At 38.1% G+C, this 24130-nt stretch carries 20 protein-coding genes and 1 tRNA gene; 9 read left to right on the top strand and 12 right to left on the bottom strand.

Annotation, left to right across the window (positions count from 1 at the left end; translation table 11 throughout):
• Complete coding sequence (locus B2107_RS09930; RefSeq protein WP_293955476.1) at nucleotides 1-1662, bottom strand: DNA polymerase/3'-5' exonuclease PolX; 1662 nt, start codon at nucleotides 1660-1662, stop codon at nucleotides 1-3.
• 259 nt (nucleotides 1663-1921) lie between these two features.
• Here B2107_RS09930 and B2107_RS09925 point away from each other — a divergent pair, with 259 nt between their 5' ends.
• Nucleotides 1922-3046 (top strand): lipid II:glycine glycyltransferase FemX, encoded by a 1125-nt coding sequence (locus B2107_RS09925; protein ID WP_293955475.1) that lies wholly within the window; start codon nucleotides 1922-1924, stop codon nucleotides 3044-3046.
• 3 nt (nucleotides 3047-3049) lie between these two features.
• Here B2107_RS09925 and B2107_RS09920 read toward each other — a convergent pair whose 3' ends face one another.
• Nucleotides 3050-4306, bottom strand: coding sequence for a hypothetical protein (locus B2107_RS09920; protein ID WP_293955474.1), 1257 nt, complete (start codon nucleotides 4304-4306; stop codon nucleotides 3050-3052).
• A gap of 295 nt (nucleotides 4307-4601) precedes the next feature.
• Between B2107_RS09920 and B2107_RS09915 the strand changes: the two genes are divergently transcribed.
• Nucleotides 4602-5030, top strand: coding sequence for a nuclear transport factor 2 family protein (locus tag B2107_RS09915; protein ID WP_293955473.1), 429 nt, complete (start codon nucleotides 4602-4604; stop codon nucleotides 5028-5030).
• Nucleotides 5031-5096: 66 nt separating this feature from the next.
• Here B2107_RS09915 and B2107_RS09910 read toward each other — a convergent pair.
• The 3 genes from B2107_RS09910 to B2107_RS09900 form a co-directional block, all read right to left on the bottom strand.
• A tRNA-Ala gene (locus B2107_RS09910) sits at nucleotides 5097-5170 on the bottom strand.
• Nucleotides 5171-5436: 266 nt separating this feature from the next.
• On the bottom strand, nucleotides 5437-6198 hold the full coding sequence (gene bla / locus B2107_RS09905; protein ID WP_293955472.1) for a BlaB/IND/MUS family subclass B1 metallo-beta-lactamase: 762 nt from the start codon (nucleotides 6196-6198) through the stop codon (nucleotides 5437-5439).
• 71 nt (nucleotides 6199-6269) lie between these two features.
• On the bottom strand, nucleotides 6270-6608 hold the full coding sequence (locus B2107_RS09900; RefSeq protein WP_293955471.1) for a cupin domain-containing protein: 339 nt from the start codon (nucleotides 6606-6608) through the stop codon (nucleotides 6270-6272).
• Nucleotides 6609-6801: 193 nt separating this feature from the next.
• Between B2107_RS09900 and B2107_RS09895 the strand changes: the two genes are divergently transcribed.
• The gene (locus B2107_RS09895) at nucleotides 6802-8715 is read left to right on the top strand and encodes an AAA domain-containing protein (RefSeq protein WP_293955470.1); all 1914 of its coding nucleotides are present in this window, start codon (nucleotides 6802-6804) and stop codon (nucleotides 8713-8715) included.
• An 86-nt stretch (nucleotides 8716-8801) separates the two neighbouring features.
• Here the strand turns inward: B2107_RS09895 and B2107_RS09890 are convergent, their stop codons facing one another.
• From B2107_RS09890 to B2107_RS09880, 3 genes are all read right to left on the bottom strand, one after another.
• The gene (locus tag B2107_RS09890) at nucleotides 8802-10322 is read right to left on the bottom strand and encodes an acyl-CoA dehydrogenase family protein (RefSeq protein ID WP_293955469.1); all 1521 of its coding nucleotides are present in this window, start codon (nucleotides 10320-10322) and stop codon (nucleotides 8802-8804) included.
• 178 nt (nucleotides 10323-10500) lie between these two features.
• The gene (locus B2107_RS09885; RefSeq protein ID WP_293955468.1) at nucleotides 10501-11367 is read right to left on the bottom strand and encodes a helix-turn-helix domain-containing protein; all 867 of its coding nucleotides are present in this window, start codon (nucleotides 11365-11367) and stop codon (nucleotides 10501-10503) included.
• Nucleotides 11368-11472: 105 nt separating this feature from the next.
• On the bottom strand, nucleotides 11473-11823 hold the full coding sequence (locus B2107_RS09880; protein ID WP_293955467.1) for a DUF2200 domain-containing protein: 351 nt from the start codon (nucleotides 11821-11823) through the stop codon (nucleotides 11473-11475).
• 191 nt (nucleotides 11824-12014) lie between these two features.
• Here B2107_RS09880 and B2107_RS09875 point away from each other — a divergent pair, with 191 nt between their 5' ends.
• Nucleotides 12015-12764, top strand: coding sequence for a HesA/MoeB/ThiF family protein (locus B2107_RS09875; RefSeq protein WP_293955466.1), 750 nt, complete (start codon nucleotides 12015-12017; stop codon nucleotides 12762-12764).
• Nucleotides 12765-12882: 118 nt separating this feature from the next.
• Nucleotides 12883-13575 (top strand): hypothetical protein, encoded by a 693-nt coding sequence (locus tag B2107_RS09870; RefSeq protein WP_293955465.1) that lies wholly within the window; start codon nucleotides 12883-12885, stop codon nucleotides 13573-13575.
• A 2-nt stretch (nucleotides 13576-13577) separates the two neighbouring features.
• On the opposite strand, the gene B2107_RS09865 is transcribed toward B2107_RS09870, so the two are convergent.
• Nucleotides 13578-14339 carry a response regulator transcription factor gene (locus tag B2107_RS09865; RefSeq protein ID WP_293955464.1) on the bottom strand — a complete coding sequence of 254 codons (762 nt, stop codon included), beginning with the start codon at nucleotides 14337-14339 and terminating at the stop codon, nucleotides 13578-13580.
• Between the two features lie 907 nt (nucleotides 14340-15246).
• Between B2107_RS09865 and B2107_RS09860 the strand changes: the two genes are divergently transcribed.
• From B2107_RS09860 to B2107_RS09850, 3 genes are all read left to right on the top strand, one after another.
• On the top strand, nucleotides 15247-15507 hold the full coding sequence (locus B2107_RS09860; protein WP_293955463.1) for a glycoside hydrolase domain-containing protein: 261 nt from the start codon (nucleotides 15247-15249) through the stop codon (nucleotides 15505-15507).
• 371 nt (nucleotides 15508-15878) lie between these two features.
• Nucleotides 15879-18179: a GH92 family glycosyl hydrolase gene (locus B2107_RS09855; protein ID WP_293955462.1), complete on the top strand. Its 2301-nt coding sequence runs from the start codon at nucleotides 15879-15881 to the stop codon at nucleotides 18177-18179.
• A gap of 33 nt (nucleotides 18180-18212) precedes the next feature.
• Nucleotides 18213-20459 carry a GH92 family glycosyl hydrolase gene (locus B2107_RS09850; protein WP_293955461.1) on the top strand — a complete coding sequence of 749 codons (2247 nt, stop codon included), beginning with the start codon at nucleotides 18213-18215 and terminating at the stop codon, nucleotides 20457-20459.
• A gap of 51 nt (nucleotides 20460-20510) precedes the next feature.
• Here B2107_RS09850 and B2107_RS09845 read toward each other — a convergent pair whose 3' ends face one another.
• Nucleotides 20511-21086 (bottom strand): GNAT family N-acetyltransferase, encoded by a 576-nt coding sequence (locus B2107_RS09845; RefSeq protein ID WP_293955460.1) that lies wholly within the window; start codon nucleotides 21084-21086, stop codon nucleotides 20511-20513.
• A 251-nt stretch (nucleotides 21087-21337) separates the two neighbouring features.
• Nucleotides 21338-21586, bottom strand: a complete 249-nt coding sequence (locus B2107_RS09840; protein ID WP_293955459.1) for a redox-active disulfide protein 2 — start codon at nucleotides 21584-21586, stop codon at nucleotides 21338-21340.
• Nucleotides 21587-22078: 492 nt separating this feature from the next.
• Here B2107_RS09840 and B2107_RS09835 point away from each other — a divergent pair, with 492 nt between their 5' ends.
• Nucleotides 22079-22954 carry a hypothetical protein gene (locus B2107_RS09835; protein ID WP_293955458.1) on the top strand — a complete coding sequence of 292 codons (876 nt, stop codon included), beginning with the start codon at nucleotides 22079-22081 and terminating at the stop codon, nucleotides 22952-22954.
• Nucleotides 22955-23016: 62 nt separating this feature from the next.
• On the opposite strand, the gene B2107_RS09830 is transcribed toward B2107_RS09835, so the two are convergent.
• Nucleotides 23017-24126: a glutaminyl-peptide cyclotransferase gene (locus B2107_RS09830; RefSeq protein ID WP_293955457.1), complete on the bottom strand. Its 1110-nt coding sequence runs from the start codon at nucleotides 24124-24126 to the stop codon at nucleotides 23017-23019.
• Between the last annotated feature and the right edge of the window lie 4 nt (nucleotides 24127-24130).

Raw genomic sequence — 24130 nt, 5'->3', positions numbered from 1 at the left:
CTAGTGCTGTTTTTTCTTGTAGAAATATGCTGTAATGTCGTCTAAAGAGTACGTATTTAGGCAGTTGTTTGCTTGAAGACCGCCTTTTTGAGCCACTAAAACACCATACTGCATGTCTTGTAGCCCCTCCGTACGATGGGCATCCGGATTCACAGATAGCAGTACTCCTTTTTCTACGGCATAACGGTGCCATCTCCAGTCAAGATCCAAGCGTAAAGGATTGGCATTTATCTCAATCACAACTCCATTTGCAGCACAGGCATCAATGATTTTTTTAAAATCTAATGGATAGCCCGCTCTACTTAACAATAGCCTTCCGGTAGGATGTCCTAATATTGTTGTGTATGGATTTTCGATCGCTTTAATTAGCCTGGCGGTTGCTTTTTCTTCATCCATTTTTAGATTGGAGTGAACGGAAGCAACCACAAAATCGAATTTTGCCAGTATCTCATCAGGGTAGTCCAATGAACCATCACCTAGAATATCGGATTCAATCCCGCGGAAGATCTTGAATGGTGCCAATTCTTCATTTAATGCAGCAATCTCCTTCCATTGTTCTTCTAATCTTTCGATAGTTAATCCGTTAGCGTAAACTGCCGTTTTCGAGTGATCACAGATTCCCAAATATTCGAGTCCTAACACACCTTTACAATGCAGGGCCATCTGCTCGAGACTATGTACACCATCGCTATACGTAGAGTGATTATGAAGTGTGCCTCTAAGGTCTCTGTATTCGATTAGTTTTGGTAGGCTGTGATTTTGGGCCTGATCTATTTCATTCAATCCTTCACGTAGTTGGGGCTCGATATAATCCAAACCCAAGTTGCGGTAAATTGCTTCTTCACTGGAAAGTAAAGGGAGGTCTGGAAGTATATTATATAGGAGATCCAGGTGTGCGGTAGATCCGGTGCTAAGAATCAGATCACGATAAAAATCATTGATATTACTGCTGAAGACTTTGAAAGTAAATCCTAGATCGTCGGTTAATTCTATGGAGTTTTCTGTTTTTTCGATTAAGGTATATGCTCCTAAAAATTTCTCTACGCTATCGATATGCTCAGAAATCAATAGGTCTACAGTACTTAAAATTTCGCACTTTCTTCTGAAATCGCCAGTAAAAGACAATAGCGAAGCCGGAAAATGCGATTTAAGGTCAGTGAAAAAGCGTTCTGCCCACCGAAGCACTTTTGCATATAGAAACCATCCTTTGTTGGAGATCGAAAACTCTATGGATTTTTTGATGTCTTCTTGGGTTTTAAGTCCAAATCCTTTCGCTTCAACAAGACGGTTTTCGTTACAGGCATAAAGTAGCTCTCCGATACTTTCGATCTTTAGCTCCTTCCAGATTATTTGAATCTTCTTAGGACCCAATCCTTTAATATTTAACATGTCAACAATACCGGACGGCGTATTTTCCATAAGAGTTTGAAGCTCTTTAAATGTTCCGGTAGCAGCTACTTCCTTTGCTTTTTCAGCGATGCTTTTTCCTATGCCGGGCTGCGCACTCAATTCTTCGATATTGGCCTCAGCAATACGGAAAGGTAGCTTGTCCAACTTAAAAGATGCACTCGCCATGGATTTTGTTCGAAAAGGATTTTCATTGTGCAATTCCATCAATTGGCTGCATAATTTGAAAATTTTGGAAATCGCTTTATTGTCCATCGTGTGCTGAATTGTTAAGCTACAAATATCTTAAATTTTAGATCAAAATAACAATTCAGATGAGGATATTCTAACGGTAAAATATTTGAAATAGCCATCTTAGATAGCTATTTCTTTGTATTCCTCAAAATTAACAACAAAGTGACAAATGAGTAACTATTTGGGCGAAAATTTTGGTTATGTTTGCCGTTTTTGGGCTTAAAAATCGATGGTTTTTATAAGAATCTGAAAAAATACTTATTAAAATTGGAGAAATATCATGATAGCAGACATTAATGACAAAGAAATCAGTGGGCTTTATAAAACAGGTATTATTCAACAGACTGCTTATTGGTCTGCAGTAAAAAAAATGCAGGGAATACATTCGAAGGCATTTAACTTTAAGTCGAAACAATCTGATCTCTACGTTGGGGTCGACGACGATACGTATTTTATCGGCGATTTATTGATTATTATACAGGCCATAGATCAAGAGCATAGCATCGCCTATGTACCCTATGGGCCTGAGGTTGAACCATCGGACGAAAATCAAGGTTATTTTTTGGAACAGTTATCGGAGAGCTTGCGTTCCCATCTGCCGCCAAATTGCATTATGATACGCTACGATCTATCTTGGGAGTCTCATTGGGCTAAAGAGGATGATTGTTATGACCTTCATGGAAACTGGTTGGGTGTCCCCGAAAAACGTATTCAGGAGATGCGTTTTAACTTTAATACAGAAAACTGGAATTTTCATAAAGCAAATACGGATATACTTCCTTCCAATACTATTTTTATGGATCTTAAAAAGGAAGAGGATATGCTACTTGGAAATATGAAATCCAAGACGAGATATAATATTAATTTGGCAGAACGGAAAGGGGTGCGCGTGCGTTCATTGGGAATGGAAAGTCTAGAAACTTGGTATGAACTTTATAGACAAACGGCACTTCGAAATAACTTTTTTTTACATGATATCAATTATTTTAAGATTGTTCTCTCTGCAAGGGCAAATGATACATCATCGCCCGCTGATGTGTATCTTCTAGTGGCAGAAGTGGATAATCAGTCCTTGGCAGCTATGTTTTTGGTGATTGCAGCAAATCGTGGCACTTACCTTTATGGAGCCTCTGCTTCCGAGAATCGTAATTATATGGCAACATATGCTCTGCAATGGCGTGCAATGCAGCTTGCGAAAGAAAAAGGGTGTACAGAATATGACTTCTTTGGCGTCGCTCCACAAGCAGATTCTTCACATCCTCTTTATGGGCTTTATCGGTTCAAAACAGGCTTTGGTGGTGAAATCTATCACCGCATGGGTTGTTGGGATTATCCGCTTGACAATAAAAAATACCAGTACTATACTTCAATGGAGTTCAAAAACCAAAGTTATCACTTGAGTTAGGGGTTAGAATACTTCTCCTAAGGTAAGTCTCACGCTGCGGTGGTTCTTACTAATTCCATAATCGATGCCGATGTTGGTGCCTGAATTTTTGTTAAACTTAATTCGCGCACCAGCCCCGGTACCGACATTCCAATCTTCAAACATGGTATTTTTTGGCCCGTTTAAAGTGGTAAAATTCATAAATGCTACAAATCCAAATAAGCCATCTCTCGTAATATCACGCCGATATTCCGTCTCTAAATAGTAAAGCGATTTACCCCGAAAGCGACTTACAGGAAACCCCCTTCCAGAACTATTATAGGGATCCCAACCTAAATTAGGAAGATCGAGATATGGAGCTTTGCTGTTAAATACAGTCCAGAAAAAGCTCCTTACCGCGATCATATTCTGTCGATTTCGGTTTTGGGTAAGCCTATGGTATCTTCTGACTTCAAAAAATAGTGATTTCCAATTTTGATCACTACCTAAAAATGTTGGATTTACTCGAAACTGTAAATTGGCATAGTTCCCCGACCAGGTATTGATCGAATTGGCACGTGTATCATAAATTAAATTGAAACTCACTCCTGAAGACATGGTATTATCTTTTAAATCTGTTCCATAAGGGTAGGAGGTGTAGTCCTCAAGCTTGATATCGCTTGTCGACTTAATATTCATTCGATAATCCAGATCATAACCAATTCCCATAAAAAGACCTCCATGAATTCTTTTTAATGCGTGTTGGTATAGGCGAAAATAAGTGTAATCTAAATTAATCTGTTGGTCACCTTGGTGCTCTTTACCTATGCCCCAAGTTTCGTGTGGGTATTTTAAAAGACGTATATCTCCGTCAATTACCCAGGAATTCTCCTTTAACCAAACATAGGATCGGATTGGAAGGCCAAATCTTTTGCCAAAATTTGTATATGGAGTAAATGTCATTTTAGACATATAGGTATTAGAACGATCACCCAGATAAAATCCTGCTGTCGTACTGGTAATTAAAGCATGCCCTCCGCCAGGAACATTTGTCGAAAACGGCAAAAATGAAAAATAGACTTTCTTTCCTGTACTTTTTACCGTTTGCGGCGGCCTGATATTTAATATTTCTTTGCCAATATCAATTAGGTCACGTTGTTTGCTTGTATCAGCCAGATGTTTGGTGGCTTCTATTTCATTTGCAGGGCGTTGAGCATATATAAATTTCTCGCTGCACAGCAATAAAATCAAGAGCAGGGGTAGTCTAAAGTCAAAAAGATATTGTGTATTAGTATGTGTCATGAAAGCGTGCAATCTAATAGGAAAAAGACAGAATAACAATATTCAAACCAATAATTTATTCATTCTGTCACGTTTTGGATATATAAAGAACCGATTGAAAATTTCACTCGCCTAGAAAATTAGATCATTCACCGACTTTAATACAAGGTTAATCTAAATGTAATGATATCAATAGATGAGTTGTCTTAACTTTGAAACAGAAAATAACTTAAAAGTGCGCAACAAATTTATATAGGAAGCGACAATACGATAGGAAAAAAATATACCAATTCATTATAAAATTTAAAAAAGAAATATGAAAACTCTAGTAAAAACATTTGTAGCAGCAGCAATGGTGGCAATCTCTACTTGCTCAATGGCTTCTGTTAAACCAGAAGAACGCAATTTAATTACTGCTGATTTGGCCATCGACGAGTATGTTGGTGCGATGACCGAAGGTCAGGTAGCTAATTTGGATAATCTTTTTACTGCTGATTTTAACCAAAGAATTTGTGGCAAACAAGATTTGCAACATAGTCGTCTTGAGATGATTGAGTTTTTGAAAAAACAAAAAGGGATCAAATTGAACTGCAGAACAACAACCCAGATCGTGGAAGAATTACCCGATTATGCAATCGCGAAAGTTACTATGCAATTCGACGATTTCGCTAAAACGGATCTGATTACGCTTGTTAAAGAAAACGGAACCTGGAAAATTTCAAAATCTGTAAATTCATACAAATAGGACTGTATCTTAAAACGTGGCATAAAGAATAAAAAAAAGAGTACTTGTATTAAGTACCCTTTTCTGTGGAGCATATCAGGATCGAACTGATCACCTCTTCACTGCCAGCGAAGCGCTCTAGCCAAATGAGCTAATGCCCCTGCTTTTATTTCGTGTCGCTAATATAGCACTTTTTTAGATAAACGTAGTCCTTTTTTTACTTTTATGCTGTTTTTTCTACGCTGTTATCCACTTTCGTTTTTTTGATTACCTAAATGCAGGCTAATGAGCAATTTTAATCTGTCCAACAAAATACTTTACGTATTTTTATCCTATTGAAAATAAGTGAGTTTTACCAATAAGGGGTCTTTCTTATCAATCAACTGTTCCAATTAGCCCCGGCGAAAAACTTTTTGTAAAGCTCCTCCTATAGACATATTATTTTTGCTGTTAGAAGCGCTTCTGTTCGTTTTATCTGACCTTCATCTTTCCAGGCATCGTGTCCGGGAATCACCATGTTAATTTGGGGATATTTTGTCAGCAACCTCGCCAATGACGGTTTCCAGGATTTTACGTCTCCATCAGCCGTAAAACCTAGATCTCGAGCCTCAGCGCTTTTTATAAAACAGCCACCGTCCAGGATCTTATATTGGGGAAACCAGACAACAACGTTGTCCATGGAGTGTCCGGGGCCGAAAAAGTTCAGAACAAAAGATTGACCACCGATTTTATAGGTTTTATTGAGGTCAACAAGATGGGCGGCTTGTGCTTTGTGATTTGCCTTTAGTAGATCATTCGTCATTTTTGTAGCGTAGGTGGGAATCCCAATGTGATTGTAATAGGCAAAACCACCTGCACGGTCTTCGTGCCAATGTGTTGCATAAACAGCAATGACGGGTAAATTATGTTTCTGTTTGATACTATCCAATAAAGGCTGATATTGGGTTGAATCCCATGGGGTGTCAAAAAGGATAACACCTTTTTTCGTGATTAAGTACACGGCATTAGCTGCATATTTGGTGCCGTCGAAGGTATTAAAGGTCGTGTAAAGATATAGTTTCGGATTAATTTTCTCTATTAAAAGAGGTTTCTCCTGCGCCTGTACTGCTGGAGAAAGACATAGAAAACCAGTGCCCAAGCAAAAACTAACAAGGACACCACGGATACTAGCTGAAAGAAGTGAAATCATATTTTTTAATGTTATTGCATTAACGTTGGAACGAAATGAATATTGCTTCTTCAACGTTTGATTAGAATATGTTATGTCGATTGCACAAAATCTTCACGATAGGGACTGAACGAATCGATCAGTTCTCCTTCCTCCAGACATTCACATCCATGAATCAGATTTGAATAAATGATACACGAATCTCCTGCCGTCAAGATGCTATCAACACCATCAATATGATAGCTGAATTTTCCAGCACTGACATAAGAAATTTGCGTATGTGGATGTTGATGAAGTGCCCCGATGGCCCCTTTTTCAAATCGAACTTTCATGAGCATGAGCTCCTCATTAAAAACGAGTATCTTGCGCATGACGCCTTCGCCCAAGTCTGTCCATTGCTGTTCGCTGTCGTGTAGAAATATTGCGCTCATCTGATTGCTATTTTTGTGAATGTTTCGATCGTAAATTCTTTGTTTTTCAATTATAGCAAATAAATATGAATTTGTGGTGAGCATATAAATATGCTTTCTAGAATTTGGTCAAAGACGCAGAGAATTAAACACAAATGATTCAAATAACGGAAAAAACAGTTATTTTGCGCTGGGGCAATATGGATATCCAAGTATGAATTATTTCGACAAACTTATCACTTTATTACGTGAAGAACAACAATTTGATAGATTACAGCATGAGAATTTGTTATTGAAAAGTGGCTTGAATGAACGACGGATGCAAGGGGTTACTTGGTTTCCGATTCAGCTAATAGATACTGAGCTGGGAAGAGGGGATTACTTGTCTGTTAGTTTAAACAGAACCAATCATTATGATGTCGATCACAAGTTCCGCTTCGGTATGCCAGTTTCCCTATTCTCGAATCACGATCCCGAAAGGGACCGAATAGATGGGATGATATCCTCCGTAAGTAGGGACGGGATGCGAATCTCATTCCGTGTGGATGAACTGCCTGAATGGAGCAGGAGAGGGAAGCTTGGTATTGATTTATTATTTGATGAGTATTCTTATCGGGAGATGTTCAATGCGCTTGAAAAAGGCAAGGAATTGAGTAAAGATACAAAGCAGGGTGGTTTCGTGAGGAAGCTAATCGGAGAAGAATCAATTCCAATGGAATCCAACGAAGAGTTCTTTGTCCACCCCAACTTGAATGTCAGTCAGAATAATGCTGTTCAGCAAATCTTGAAAGCCAATACAGTGGCACTTTTGCATGGCCCTCCGGGAACTGGAAAGACAACAACATTGATACAGGCCGTGAAGGCGTTGTTAAAACAGGACAGCAAGCAGCTGTTGGTTGTTGCACCGAGCAACACGGCAGTTGATCTGTTGACCGAACGATTAGATGCGGTTGGAGTCGCGGTAACAAGAATAGGTAACCCTGTAAAAGTTTCCGAGCATCTGCAGGAACTGACACTCGATGCAAAAATTGATCGACATCCTGCAAATAAGGATATTAAAATACTTCAAAAGCAAGTGCGTGCCTATACCGAGATGGCTCAAAAATATAAACGTAGTTTTGGAAAGGCGGAGCGGGAGCAGAGAAAGGCATTGTTTGATGAAGCTCACCGAATCCGGAAGGAGGTCGATCAGATTCAAGATTTTATCAGCGCTGATGTTTTAGATAAATCGCAGGTAATCACTGCAACTTTGGTTGGATCAAACCATGAGGTTATTCGAAATCGTAGCTATGAAACAGTCATTATAGATGAGGCTGCACAAGCACTGGAACCTGCTTGCTGGATCCCGATATTAAAAGCACATCGACTTGTTTTAGCTGGCGATCACAATCAATTGTCGCCCACAGTAAAATCAAGTAAAATAGCTGGTCATGGCCTGAGCCATACATTGTTCGAAAAATTGGTAGACCATAATCCGCAATTAGTTTCTTTGTTGGATATACAGTATCGAATGAACGAACAAATTATGCAATATCCTTCCGTAGCGTTGTATGATGGTTTATTGAGGGCGGATAGTGCAGTCGCACGTTGGAACATACCAGGAGATTCTGAGCCCGTGTTATTTATTGATACAGCGGGAGCGGGATTTGAAGAAACGGAGATCGATGGAGCAATCTTCAATTCCGGGGAAGTCCATTTTCTGACATCTCATCTGAACGAACATATTGGGGCTTGGACAGCTTCGTTAAGCATTGATGGGAGCTTGAGCATTGGCGTGATCGCACCTTATCGGAGACAGGTCTCGCTATTACAGGAAATATTTGAGGGGAGGGATAGCCTGAAATCTTTTGCTGATTTGATTAAAATACAGACCATCGATAGTTTTCAAGGCCAGGAGAAAGATATAATCTATATCAGTTTGACACGAAGCAATGCCGAACAGCAGATTGGTTTTTTGTCTGATGTCCGCCGGATGAATGTGGCGATGACTAGAGCTAAGAAAAAACTAATTGTAATAGGTGATAGTGCCACAATCGGTTCACATTCTTTTTATCGTGAATTTATCGCCTATACGGAAGCAATCGGGCATTACCATAGCGTATGGGAATGGGATATTTCAGCGATATAATGCATAAAGCCATTTCCTAGGAAATGGCTTTGTGCATTATATTTCACGATGCTAAAAACGTTTGACTTTGTTAACACAACGCTTGATTAAGAATTGAACTTCATCCAGTCTGTGTTCTCGTCATAGTTCATCAATGGTTCGGCATTATTATTATTTGATAATTGACCTACCAACATATAAATGTCCATGCTAACATGCTGACGTGTTATTTCTGTCATCTTATCATTAAAACCTGCATTGTTAATTTGTAGAACATATTGAAAACAAATGACGCGGGCGATTATCTTTCCAAGGGTAACCAGTTCACGCTGCTTAGGCTGCAGCGGAAAATCAAAATTTAAGATTGATGAGAAAAATGGCGCAGCGAACTCGGTTCCGCTATATTTTTTTAAGAAAGACAATAAGTTGCTTTCTTTGGTTTTACGCATAAGTTTGCCAATCGCTTCAGCCACTTGCGAATAAAGCATCTCATTTGATCCTTCAAAGATTTGGAAAGGTCTACTGTCAATGAGGCCTCGGCCTGCTACATGATCCAATCTGTAGCCATTTGCACCTGATAATTGCACACATATTTGCGCGGCTTCGTGCATTAAGTCTGTCACAAACGCTTTTACACTATTGGCATCTATACCATGAGCGGAAAGATCATTATTGATGGAACTAATGGAGACGCTGTACGAACACATTGCGGAACACAATGTAAATGCAGCCTGTATGCGAGACAACTGAAACTTAACGGAGTCTAATTCATTTAAACTAATACCTGCTACACGGCGTTCTGAACAATGTCTCATCGCTTCGTCCAACATGCGTTTGATAAAACCCATGCCCATGCCAGGGAATTGAAGTCTGCTGCGGTGCAGGGTATCCAGCATCAATTTAATACCTGTGCTCTCTGGGTTTAGTTTGTGATCGGTAGGAACATTGATATCAATATTATTAACCCCATAAGGGATTGCATATAGGCCAAGACTATTGTATTTTTTTGTGACTACTATCTTTTGTTCTTCGGAAGCATTCTCCGTTACAAAAAAGTCTATATCCCGCACCAATTCTCCATTTTCATTTTTCTTACGTGCTGTTACGAGCCAAAAATCTGCCGCGCCAGTAAGACCCTGCCAATGTTTTTCCCCCTTTATAAAATACTTATCATCCTTTTGTTCGTAAGATGTTCGCATATTGAGTGCATCACTGCCGTAAGCTTGTTCGGTAATCATCAGTCCTCCCATGGCTTGATTTTCCAGAAATTGCTGGAATACCTTCTCCTGAAGTAATGTATTGCCATATTTAGCAAAAGGCTCCAAAAATAAAGCAATATTAATTCCGAAGATCAGCGAGAGAGATAGTGACTCATAAGAAGCGGCTGCAAGTACCCCCAAGCATTCTTTGACATGAAGGCCTCGGCCACCGTGGTTTTCGGGGATAGCAACCGATAAGGGTTGCATTTTCATGATCTCAGCTAAAAAATCAGGCGGTAGCCCGCGTGTTAGACTGAGCGAGTTGTAATCATATTCTTTATGGAATAAGCTTGATAGCCTAGTTTTAAAATCCGCAATAAATAAATCGAAATCTTGGGTTATATTGTTGTGTGCTGGAACCTTAAGCATCTTTAAAATATATAATTAAATGATGGAACAATGCAGATCGAAACAGAAAGAATAAAGAGTGTCTGTTGAACTAAACTTCTCTTTTGTTTCAATCACTTACACAAAATTAACTGCAATCAATTTGATTCGCTTGTGTACTTCAGTATAAAAGATAGGACAAATCGTGCATATTGGAAATTTAAGTCGCTCTGTTTCGATAAGAAGTAGGAGAAACGCCAACGATCTTTTTGAAAAGTCGTGAGAAGTAAGAGGGGTCTGAAAAATCCAATTCATAACAGATATCTGCAATGCTTTTGTTGGATTCAAACAATAGAAATTGACTGTGCATAATCAGCACTTCAAGAATGAGTTCTTTGGAAGATTTTTTGAACACCGAAAATACGCAACGATTAAGATAGTTTGTAGATACTGCGAGCTTGTCCGCGTAGAATGCAATATTTTTTTGCTTTTTGAAGTTTTTGTGCACAAGCTGTTTGAACATCATTGCAATTTCTTGTCTCCGATTGAGCGCTTGATTGGAGGAAGAGAGTTTGATGATTTTTAAAATTGCTGATTTTAATAGATTTTCAAACAATTCTTTATAGGGTAATTCCGAAAGCAGTTCATTATAAAGCAATCTAAAAAGCTCTTGGAGATCAATGCTGTCTTGGGAAGTTAAGTTAAGCAAGGGTGAGATATTGAAGATATTCAAAATCTCCTGCTCCCGAAAAATGGAGGTCATCGCATTGTCGTTTATTAAAACGCAATGTCCTTTCGCAGATTTATCGACAGACTTTATGGTGGAAATATTTCCGTAATTACTGATAAGAATCGCCGGAGCCTGAACGACATATTCTTTGGCTCCGATCTGGTGTTTGAAATACCCTTCAGTTATATGAACAAGGAGGTTATAACCTAAGAAAATTGGCGGGGTAGGAAACTTAATGTAAGGAGCGATTTCACTGAGCTGAAATATCTTGATCGGAGATTGTTGATAGCGAAGATGCTTCAGACTGCCTGTCATAAAACGATCTACAAATTCACCTGCATTTACCTGCTTTTCCATTGTCAATTTATATAAAAATTTAGCTCAACGCGATGTTTAAATATTACTCATCGCCTCATTTAGAGGTGGTGTCTAAATGATATTCCAAAGGTAGTGGGATAAAAACTATTTTCTTAAAATTTTTTCCATGGGTTTGCCTTTAGCTAACTCATCAATTAATTTATCGAGATAGCGAACTTTTTGGACCAACGGGTCATCAATCTCTTCAATCCGATAGCCACAGATGACACCCTTAATCTTCGATAAATTCGGGTGTAAACATGGTGCATATTCAAAGAAGTGTTCAAAGTCAGTTTTATCCACAATTAGGTGCTTTATCGATGCAGGATTATAACCGGTTAGCCAAAATATAATTTCGTCGACCTCCTCTTTGGTGCGTCCTTTTCTTTCGGCCTTTTGTATATAAAGCGGATATACGCCGGCAAATGTCATGCGATATATTCTTGTATTATCCATTTTTTATAGGTTGATACTACTAAAGATATGTATTTTGTTTTTCATTCTCAGTAATTTTAGTTTGAAAATAACAATAAATCGAACCTATTTGCTACGCGACTATCTAAAAAAGTGCTTAGTAATTTCTTTAATAAAAATATTATAAATTATAATTCTATCTTTATGTGATACAAAATTATTAAATATTAGCTATGGATTTGAGGTATATTCGGAATAACATACATATTAAAGAAGAGGATCAACAACGTATCAAAGATTTTCCTGTATTGATCGGGGGATGTGGAATAGGAAGTTATATCGCAGAATGCTTATTACGTATGGGTTTCGAAAATTTGACAATTGCCGATGGAGATGTTGTTGAATTGACAAACCTAAACCGTCAAAATTATACAAACAAGGATATTGGTGTCAAGAAAGCAATAGTCTTACGAGATCGTTTACATGCAATTAATCCAGAAGCCAATATAACCGTGTTTCCTGAATTTATTAATCAGGACAACTTGCATGAAATCGATCTCAATCATAAGGTTGCCATTAATGCGCTGGATTTTTCTTCTGATATACCTTTTGTTTTTGACCAATATATGGCCAAGAAAAATATACCAGTAGTACATCCTTATAATTTAGGTTGGGCGGGATTTTTAACTGTTCTTCCTCCGGAAGGCCTGAATCTGCAGTCGTTGGAAAAGGCACATGAGACTTTTGAATTAAATGTCGGTAAATTTATTGCGGATAGCTTAAGAGCAAAAGATATTGATGCGAAATGGTTTGAGGAGTTTTTGGCAGAATATGGTAAAATAGCCTTAATATCCCCCCCGCCACAGTTATCATTAGGTTTGTACATCTTATCGGGGATGGTTAGTCACATCGTGTTCAACTTGGCAACAATAAAACCTGTAAAATTCTTTCCGGATTCCTATTATTTGTCAATGATGAGTTGAACTTAATATAATTGAAGAAAATATTCTTTCCATTACACTTTTCTGTATTAAATTTTTAGGTGTAGGAATTTAAACGAAAAGTATTTATTTTTATAATTGCATATCGAATAACATTTGCATGAACTGGACGCCTGAAAATTATTATTTTACTAAGCTTAATAAAAGCGAACTTCCTGAACTTATTCATTTTTATTTAGTAACGACCCGGGAGCATTACAAACTGGATAGTTATTCTGAAGAGGCATATAAGTTTGATTTTGAGTCATTAATGGGGGAGGATCAGATTTTTTTTGATTGTTCTATTTATTATGTCCTTCGAAGTAAGCTCCATAACAGTATCCATGCATGTATTAGAATTACATTTTGGGATAAGGAAACAAGCTTACCTATTCAGAAATTGTTTGATATCGAAACAGAAAGCTTATTAATTCCACATGTAACTAATTTTTGGCATATCGGTCGTTTTGTTATCTCTGGTAAGATAGTAGGTAACCGAATTAATATCTTAAAAAAGATGCTTTTTGATGCTTTTTACGGGCCACATTGCCTTGGTAGCGGATTAGTCATAGCCGAATGTGACCGGAAAGTTGTGAACACACTTCGTAAACTGGAAATTGAATCTTATCAGCTTGGAGATCCTATTATATACTTATATTCTGAAACTTTACCAATCTATATTAAATCGGAATGGCTGGAGGCTTTTATAGAGAAAAATAAGTATTCCCAGCTTAGCGTGGGAAATAATGTGGATATACAAAAATTTGTTGAGATGTCTAACCGGATGCTGTTACGTTCAAAAAATAGTGAATAACATCAAAAAAGAGATAATTCAATAGCCAATGCTGTAGCTTCTGTTATACTTTTGACTTTTAGTTTTGAAAATATTTGTTTTTTATGAAATTTTACGGTATCAATTGATACATATAGTCGATCTGCTATTTGATCCATCGTAAGCCCTTGTGCCGAAAAGAGAAGAATATCCTTTTCACGTGGCTTCAATTTAATACGCGGAGTCTCTATCCATACATCTTTATTCAGGTCATATTCAAATTGTTTCCCATCTTCATCAGATTTAAATCGAATATTTCCAGAGTTTGCATGCGAGGACATCGAAACCAGGCATAGCGCGATCCAAGGATTGGAAAACTTATCCAAGAGTAGGGGTTTTAGTTTATGGTTCACTAAAAGTGGTTTATTACCGGGTTGCTTTAAATGGAAATCATAAGATATGGAGAATTTTAAACGATCTTCGACATCTAAATTTCCAAAGAAGTCAAAACCAACATCGTTGATTTTTTTAAGTAAATGCAAATCGCTCTCAGGGACATTATTTACATAGTGATAATAACCGTCCCGCATTACTTCTGTAGGTGTGCTTCCGCACAAGAAGATCGGATTATCAGAAACAAATAGAAAGCTTTTCTTTGAATAATCAATTAAATATATACTTTGATAGGTTAATCTGCTTAAGGATTTAGCGAAATTAATAAAGGCTTCGACAATCTCATAATCATCTTTGCTAAAGTCGTCTTTAACTTGTATCGGCTTGAAAAAATCTTCAATCTTAATTTTCATAGTGTAAATTACAAAGATGATCCGTAATCGCTTTTGAAATACCACGTAAAATCGATGTTGTCTTGGCGTGCAAGTTACAAAAATAAGGGCACACTCTCAATCTATACGCTGGAAAAGGCTTTTTTACATCCTATTCTTACTTTGTAACCATCGTTAAAGTAATATCTAAACCTATTCAAAATATTAAATATCTATCCAACAATCTAATAAGTTTCTACACAAATGGGTAGAATATTGTTTATAATGATAATACAAAAGATAATACTATTATCTTTAAGGGTTTAAAGCAAATAATGTATAAATATAACCTATTGGAGCCAAATAGCCAATAGTTATTATTACTTTGCCTTAGTTTTTGACAAAGGTACAATCCTAAAATGATGACGTCCAGCGATTTCTTAATTTGTGTGCTTACCTCGACGCCTCGTTTTCCGGCGCATACTCAGTAGAAACTTTTTTGTTGACGGAACTTGCCGACTCCCACAATCAGGAAAGGTGTTCAATAGGGTTGAAATTATATAAATCGTAAATTTTCCTATTTCCCTAACTGTAAATTACAATCGTTTATTTTCTAGGTTTCGTGTGAATTTGATTAATTCAGTTCAATTTATTTCTTTAATAGTATGTATATATATTTTATTTTTATTCATTTGATATTTGTTTTTTGCAGTAATTTTTTACTTAAATTCTTAATTTTAAACGTTTTGCTAAGTGGTTAACTTTCTTTTGCGGCTGGTCTGATATTGATGTGTTGACAGTCTGCCTTAGGGCAAGGGCATGCAATTTGCCAATTGGAAAATTCAAACGATTCAAGTAATGGGGTTGCTTTTGCACTTAACGGAAATAAGAAATTTTTGGAACATGATTTTGGTTATGACGGCGATCCTCAGATTGTCTAGAAAAAGGGATGTTATATACCAATATGCATCTCGTTTTGGCAAGCCGAAACACATTCAGCCATGTCAATGGAGAATGGAGAACCTCATACGAAGTGATACGAATTTTATCCCATAAAGGGGATCGCACTTTAAGCAATGATGCATTTTGGAATTTAAATCAATTTTGGAATCTGATTACACCCGAGTTCTCCAATAAAAGGGTCCGGTCGCAGCTTGAAATGTATGACGCAAATGGTTGGTTGGCTAAAGAACCAGACGGAATGAAGTAAACACCCGTTATGGTTGCACAACATGAAATACCGTTTACTGTCGGGGCCTATCAGATGGGGATTAGAGATTATGACGACACCGATTTGTTAAAGTTTAGTTAAACGCAGGCGACCATATAACAAACGACTATGTATGGCGTTATACTAGTAGTTTCATAATTTAGGTTAATAATTGGTTAGTTGATAAAAACCTGAAGTTCCCCGCTTCAGGTTTTTATTGTTATTCACTGAAATTAATAGCATGGCTTGATGTTTTTAATTATGCTAAAACCTATTAACAAACGTAAAATCATCGATATAACGGTCATTAAGATTTGTAAATCGTTCTGATTATCTGTAGTATTGTAGGTACACGCTAAAATGCGCGGCCTATGATGTTTGCTTCAACAAAAGCGATTAGCAAAGCCGCCTATCAAGATTATATGATCAAATTTATTCATTTTTTATTTTTAGGATTCTTTCTTTGGGAGAATATTTCTGCCCAAAAGCTTCCTGCCGACTATGTCAATCCGTTTATCGGTACCAGCAATTATGGAACAACCAATCCGGGAGCTCAGGTTCCCAACGGTTTAATGAATGTCTCCCCTTTTAATGTAATGGGGTCATCACTTAATGCATTTGATAAAGATGCAAGATGGTGGTCAACTCCCTATGAGCATAGCAACAGCTATTTTACAGGTTTCTCGCATGTCAATTTAAGTGGAGTAGGATGTCCAGATATGGGAAGTTTGTTGTTGATGCCAACCGCGGGAAAACTGGAGGTTGATTACCATCAATATGGCAGTACCTATACGCAAGAGGTTGCCCATCCAGGATATTACAGCAACGTTTTGAAGAAATATAACATTAAGACGGAAGTTTCAGCCACAGCACGTGTGGGAGTTTCAAAATTTACTTTTCCAAAAGGGCAGGCAAATATCCTGCTCAATTTGGGCGAAGGTTTAACAAATGAAACGGGGGCGACAGTTCGTTATGTGAGTGATACTGAAATAGAAGGATCTAAGCTGTTGGGCTCTTTCTGCTACAGTAATAATCAAGCTGTTTACCCAATTTTCTTCGTCATGCGTGTCAATAAAAAGCCCGCAAAAAGAGGTTACTGGAAATTCCAGCGTGCGGGAGAAAAATGGGAAAATGACTGGAATAAAGATGCTGGAAAATATAAAATTTTCACAGACTATACAGACCAGCTTTCGGGTGATGATCTTGGTTCATTTTTTAGCTTTGATGTGCAAGAGAATGAAAGTTTAGAGGTACAGCTTGCCGTGTCGTTTGTGAGCGTTGATAATGCCCGTAAAAATCTAGAAGCCGAGCAGGCCGATTTGGGATTTGAGAAAACGCATCAGCAGGCTTCTTTGCAATGGAATAATGCTTTGTCCAAGATACAGGTAGAGGGTGGAACGGAAGATCAGAAAACCGTGTTTTATACAGCACTATACCATGCCATGATTCATCCCAATGTTTTACAGGACGTGAATGGGGAGTATCCCGCAATGGAGAGCCGGAAGACTCTGGTTGCAGCTCATAATCGTTATACAGTGTTTTCACTATGGGATACCTATAGAAATGTACAGCCGCTTATGTCGTTGGTTTATCCCGATAAGCAGGTGGGTATGATACGTTCCATGATTGATATGTATAACGAAAACGGTTGGATGCCCAAATGGGAATTGTATAGCCGAGAAAGCTATACGATGGATGGCGATCCCGCAATTCCTGTGATCGTTGATGCATGGATGAAAGGTATTCGGGATTTTGATATCAATACAGCTTATGAAGCCTTTTTGAAATCTGCCACTACAACTGACTCAAAAAATAAAATTAGGCCTGACAATGCGGATTATGTGAAGTATGGGTATGTACCGTTGCGCGATTCGTTTGATAATTCCGTATCGCATGCGATAGAATATTATGTTGCGGACTGGAATTTAGCGCAGTTGGCTGCCTCTTTAGGGAAAACCGACGATGCACAGCTTTTTGGTAAGCGGGCGCAGGGGTATAAACATTACTATTCTTCCGAGTATGGGACTTTCAGACCTATCCTCCCCACCGGCAAGTTTTTGAGCCCATTTAATCCATTGATGGGAGCTAATTTTGAACCTAACCATGGTTTCCATGAAGGTAATGCCTGGAATTACAGTTTTGCAATTCCATTTGATATTCCTGGTTTGGTGAAATTGATGGGCGGAAAGAAAAAATTTGTAGATCGGCTTCAGGCAACGTTTGATAAGGGTTATTTTGATGTGACAAATGAACCGGATATGCTGTATCCACATGTGTTTTCAGAAATTAAAGGCGAAGAATGGCGCACTCAAAAGTTGGTGAAAGAAATACTGGAAAAACATTTTACCAACAGCCCCGGTGGTATACCAGGTAATGATGACACGGGGACGATGTCCACATGGGCACTCATGAACATGATCGGTATTTATCCTTTTTGTCCGGGTAGACCAGATTACACCGTTGTAACCCCGGTATTTGATAAAGTAACTATTCAGCTCGATAAGAAATACTATCCAAATGCCGATAGAGTAACTATAAGACGCCAAAAAGAGGGGACTGGTGAATATATCAAAAAGATTGTGATCGACGGAAAAACATTCAGTGGATTTAAAATCAGTCACCAGACTTTAGTCAATAGCAAGGATATTCTAATTGTGACTGGAAATAGATAAATAAGCAAACTAAATTGAAAACTGATCTACACAATGAACTATATTAATTATGCGGTCTGCGCGGGCCTATTATCTTTGATTGGTTGTGCTTCGCTAAAAAGCTCCGATGAAAGTTATTATGCAAAGTATGTAAATCCTTTTATCGGAACGGACTTTACCGGAAATACATATCCAGGCGCACAATCCCCCTTTGGGATGGTGCAGCTAAGTCCAGATAATGGACTGCCCGGCTGGGACCGTATTTCCGGATACTTTTATCCCGACAGTACAATTTCTGGCTTTAGCCATACCCATTTAAGCGGTACCGGGGCAGGTGACTTATACGATATATCTTTCATGCCGGTGACATTGCCTTATCATGAAGCGGAAGCTCCGCTTGGTATACATTCGAAGTTTTCCCACAAAGACGAAAAGGCACATGCAGGATATTATCAGGTAAAACTGGTTGATTATGATATCAATGTAGAACTGACGGCAACAGCACGTTGTGGTATTCAACGCTATACTTTTCCAAAGGCAGAATCTGCCGTATTTTTAGATTTAAAGAAAGCGATGAACTGGGATGCGACTACAGATTCGCGCATCGAAGTGGTAGATTCTGTGACTATTCGTGGCTATCGATTTTCTGAAGGCTGGGCCAGAGGGCAACGTGTCTATTTTGAAACTCGTTTTTCCAAACCTTTTACAGCTGTTCATATCGATAGCACAGTAATATTATCAAGTGCCGATACAACAGCGAAGAATGCAACGCGAATCGGTACAGCCTATAAAGCAAGATTTGATTTTAAAACTGCCGAAGGTGAACAGGTAACGCTTAGCACAGCACTTTCAGGTGTAAGCATGGAAGGTGCTTCCAAAAATTTGAAAGCGGAAGTTCCTAAAGATGATTTTGACTATTATTTGAAAGAGACACAGCAAAATTGGAACAATGAATTGGGGAGGGTTGCCATCGAAACAAAAGACAGAGAGGAGCAGATCAAATTCTATACAGCATTGTATCATTCCATGCTTGCACCTACAATTTTTAGTGACGTTGATGGTGCTTATAGGGGGGCTGACAGAAAAATACATCAGGCTGAAGGCTGGACCAACTACAGCACCTTTTCCCTTTGGGATACTTATAGAGCGTCGCATCCCTTATTTACTTATATTGATCCTAATCGCGTAAACGATATGATTAAATCGTTCATCGCTTTTTATGAACAACATGGCCGATTGCCAGTATGGAATATTTACGGGAGTGAAACAGATATGATGATCGGGAATCATGCAATTCCTGTCATTGTAGATGCATATTTAAAAGGAATCGGTGATTTTGATGCTGCAAAAGCATTAGAAGCCTGTGTTGCGACAGCTAATATCGACAATTATAGAGGAATAGGTCTGTATAAAAAATTGGGCTATGTTCCCTATGATGTAAAGGATGAATATAATGCTGAAAACTGGTCGCTATCGAGAACACTTGAATATGCATACGATGATCATTGTATCGCCATGATGGCAGATAAGATGGGAGAGAAAGAAATTGCGGGAACATTTTTTTCTAGAGCGCAGAACTACAAAAATGTTTATAATCCGTCGACTTCATTTATGCAGCCCCTGGATAGTAGAGGTAAATTTATCACCCCATTTGATCCCGAAGAGTATAGTGCGCATATCTGTGAGAGTAATGCTTGGCAATATTTCTGGTCGGTGCAGCATGATATCCCTGGATTGATTAAGCTTGTTGGTGGGCAAGAACGCTTCGCTCAGAAGTTGGACAGCATGTTCACATTTCATCCTTCGGATACCAGCAAACTACCAATTTTTAGTACAGGTATGATTGGTCAATATGCACATGGCAACGAGCCAAGTCACCATGCACTCTATTTATTTAATGCTGTTGGACGACCTTGGAAAACACAGCAATATGCAGCAGAGGTTATGAATAAACTTTATTTAAATACTCCTGCTGGATTGAGTGGAAATGATGATTGTGGACAGATGTCAGCTTGGTATGTATTCAGCTCGTTGGGTTTTTACCCCGTTGATCCTATCAGTGGGAAATATGAGATCGGCACACCTTTGTTTGAAAAAGCCGAATTAAAACTGTCCAATGGAAAGAAATTTACTGTAAAAGCTAATCAGGTGAGCAAATCCAAAATTTATATACAAGCTGTTACCCTTGACGGTAAACCTCTTGAAACAAGTTATATTACACATGAACAGATTATGTCAGGTGCGACATTAGTGTTTGAAATGGGCGAGAAACCAGGACCGGTGTGGTACAAAAATGAGTAGCCTCATTTCTATTTAGATAGATCTTTTTAAACGCAGCCTCCAAATGAATATTCAATGAATTTGGGGGCTGCTTGTTTTCTCTGCTGGACTATTAAGGCTTTTGTAAAAGTAGGTTGTGCTACACGGCAAGCCATTGGGAAGAAGAGCGTAATTTGGAATATCACCGACAATAGTCCAGCCACATTTTTGGTACATGAAATATGCGGCGCTATCAGTTACCGTGTCGAGCACCATGAGTGTCTTATTTAGAGCAATGGCTATCTTTTCAATTCGCTGAAGCAATTTCTGTGCAATACCCATTCTCCGAAAATCAGAATGAACCAGCATTTTGGCAACATCTGCACGATGTGCCTGATTGGTAGGAAGATCAATCTGCAATTGAACTGTTCCGAAGAGCTGATTTGTCACGCTATTTTTGGCCACAATTAATACAGTTTTCTGCTGTTTGACCTTATCCAGGACTTCGGACCAGAACCTGCTCGCCTGTTCAACCGTCAAGTCGTCCATAAAACCTATAGAGGCACCTCCTTGGACAACGTTAAAAGTCAAGTGTACGAGTTGAGTAATTAAGATGTCACTGGATTCTTTGATTTCTTCAATAACATATTCTATAGTGGAAGTAAGCATGGAAAGGCATGTTTGATTGTAAATCTTTTTCCCCTTCGGGTAAAAGCAAAATGGACGACATATAGCCAGTCAAGTATTCCGCGACTTAAAGCCAAAAGAATTGATCTATAACGGTCCCAAGAAGTGATGACGGCTAGGGCGTATTCCTGATTGCGTTATTGTCTGTGTCTTTTATTTACTGATCTCCTGACCATATACTGTACCCGAAGCGAATATAAACAGGATAAATAACCTAAACTGTTTTTAATATTTTAGTGTGCTTTTCTTACTTTGAGTTCTTCATTGATCTCTTTTATTCTTTTGAAATTGAGTATTGCAATTGGGGATAAAGCAAAGGGAATAGCCATTAGTGCACTAAATCCTTTAGTGATTGATGTATATATCCCCGTGCCCAACAAGATAAATAGCATAATGGTTAGCATCCAAGTGACGACGAGGGTGTTTTTCCTATTGTTATGCAGCTCTTCTATAGTCATTCCGTTTAAAGGTCTATTATTCATAAATTCTTCGGTTTATACCTCTAATTTCTATAATTCTATCTAAGAAACAAAGTGTTTTATGTTAAATTTCGTATAAATATTAATAGATTCAATATTTTTGATGAAAATGTTAAATAGATTTTGGGAATTTGATCATTTTAAGGAGAAATGATAGATCTATATTTTTCAAAGTTGCACAAAAAAACAAGATATCGCCATATAACTCGTAAGGATTATTTAAACGGCTACGAATCTTAAAATAGTCACGGCGAATATAAAATGTCAAGAAAGTTTAATTTCAAAAATATGTTATTTGCCAAATGAGATTGATACGCTAAATTATTGTTCAGTAAAGTAGCCGGTCATGCTGGATGGCAATCATGATGTCAATAAATAACCAATAATTGAATACGGCACGCGCTTTGAACCATGATCCCTAGACACAAGTAGCGGTGCATTTGGATAGCGATTAGGGGGGGGGAAATAGTGTAAAATGTTTAACTTAATGTTGCGATGATAAAACAAAGAAATATGTGGTATTTGCTCATCATTTTATCAATGATGGCATCATCCTGTAAGAGTAAAATAACAGCACAGCAGCCATCAACGCCTATTGCACTGGTGGATACCGTAAAGCCAGATTGGTATCGTGAAAACTATGGTCAGGTTGTTATGATTGACGATGATTTAGTGGTTAAAAAAAACGACAGTTATTTAATAGACCTTCCTTTGCAGATCCTTCCAGATTCTACCTATATTTTCTTTTTGAACGCTAGAATTCCAGTGGAGTTATTTAAAAAAGCAAATGAATTTTATCCCGATCTTCAAAAATTTGTGTTGATTGTACCAGATCGGGCATTTTATGATCGGATTGCTGAACAGGCGTCAAAACAAGGTATGTGTATAGAACCAACGACGACCAATTTTTATTATTATATTAATAGACAGGACGGTGTGGTTAGGGTTGATAGTATTCGTCGTTCAGGTGATGATAATCCGGTATTTGATTTCTTTAAACCCGTATCTCCTAAAAATATGCTAACAGTTTATAGGAAGGAAAGTTATGGATCCGTCTGTTGTCCACGTGATCCGAAGTGGGATACTGCTCATGAAGCTGAATCTTTCTTACGTGATTTTGAAAGACGGCATTACCTGAACATTACAAGAGGGAGATATGTGCAAATGGAAGGGAAAGAAGGTGAAAAAAGTATCTACTACACGTTGCCTGGATTATCCTCTGTACAGCGATTGGATTTTTTAGCTAATGTATATGCACAATGGACTAGCCCTAAAGATAACCGCGAAACGCCCATTTTATCTCAGCTATTCGCCCCACAACTCGTTCCGATGGTAACTGAAGGATTTAATAAAATGAAAGAGTTGCCCTAGCGCGAGAAGTTATAGGTTAAATGATTCAATAGTGATGCTTTTTTTTCTCATTTAAGATAAAGCTATTCGATCAGCTTAACCTCAAACATTTTATCCCAGTTTTTGCCAGTCACGAAAAAGGTATTCGATTTTCGATTGTAGGCGATCCCATTGAGTACATCCAAATCGACATGTTGCGTTACTTTTTCACGTAATTTGGAAAGATCCACCAATGCCTCTACGGTGCCTGTTTTAGGGTCGATCCGTCCAATGACATCTTCCATATAGAAATTTGCATATATTTTTCCATTTACCCATTCCATTTCATTGATCTGATCGACCATAGCTGTGTTCGTCGCGGCACGAATATAGTCCGATTTTGATAAGTCATGTGGATTGAGTATATAGATGTAATCCGAACCATTGGACATGTATAGGTTTTTGCCGTCAGAAGTCAGGCCCCAACCTTCCATTGGCTGAAAGTAAGGCAGTGTACTAACAAGGGCTAGGGTGTTTATATCGTATACATAGCCTGTATTATTTTTATAGGTCAATTGATATAATTTTCCATTCAGGACAGTGGCGCCTTCGCCAAAAATTGAATCATCCAATTCAATTTTCTTGATGGGTGCACCAGTTTTAGGATTTGTAATGCGAATACTCGATTTACCTTTATTTCCACTTGGTCCAATACCATTTCCCGTGCTTTCGATTAGGTTATTACCATAAAACTCTAAGCCTTGCGTATAAGCTTTAATATCATGTGGATAAATATTTACAATGCTATACTGGAGCAAGCGAGGAGGAGCAGAAGCGAATAAATCTATGCTTATTGTATTTTCTTCTTGTTTTCCATCACTAAACACGACTGCTTTAATAATCTGTTTCCCAAATTTTTCATGTTTTAATGAATATTTGAATGACGCATTGCCCCTTACTTGTCCAATCTGTTTACTATTGATGTAATAGACCACAGTATCTAATTTCTGCTTCTTCTCTCGATTTATTTTTAAAACCAAATCTTCTCCCAGTGCATAGTGCTGTTTGATACTGTCAAAGGTAAATGTTGGACTTTCTTCGGGCTGTCCAGATTGGGAATTTGAAGTCCTACTGGTGTTATTGCGATTATTTTCATTACAGCCGCTCAAAACGGCCATAATCATGAAACTAATTAGATAAGATTTTTTCTTCATTGAG

This window comes from Sphingobacterium sp. UBA7855, from assembly GCA_002500745.1.
Lineage (GTDB): Bacteria > Bacteroidota > Bacteroidia > Sphingobacteriales > Sphingobacteriaceae > Sphingobacterium.
Note: the sequence above shows the minus strand (reverse complement) of the source record. Positions and strands in the feature narration are given on the sequence as shown.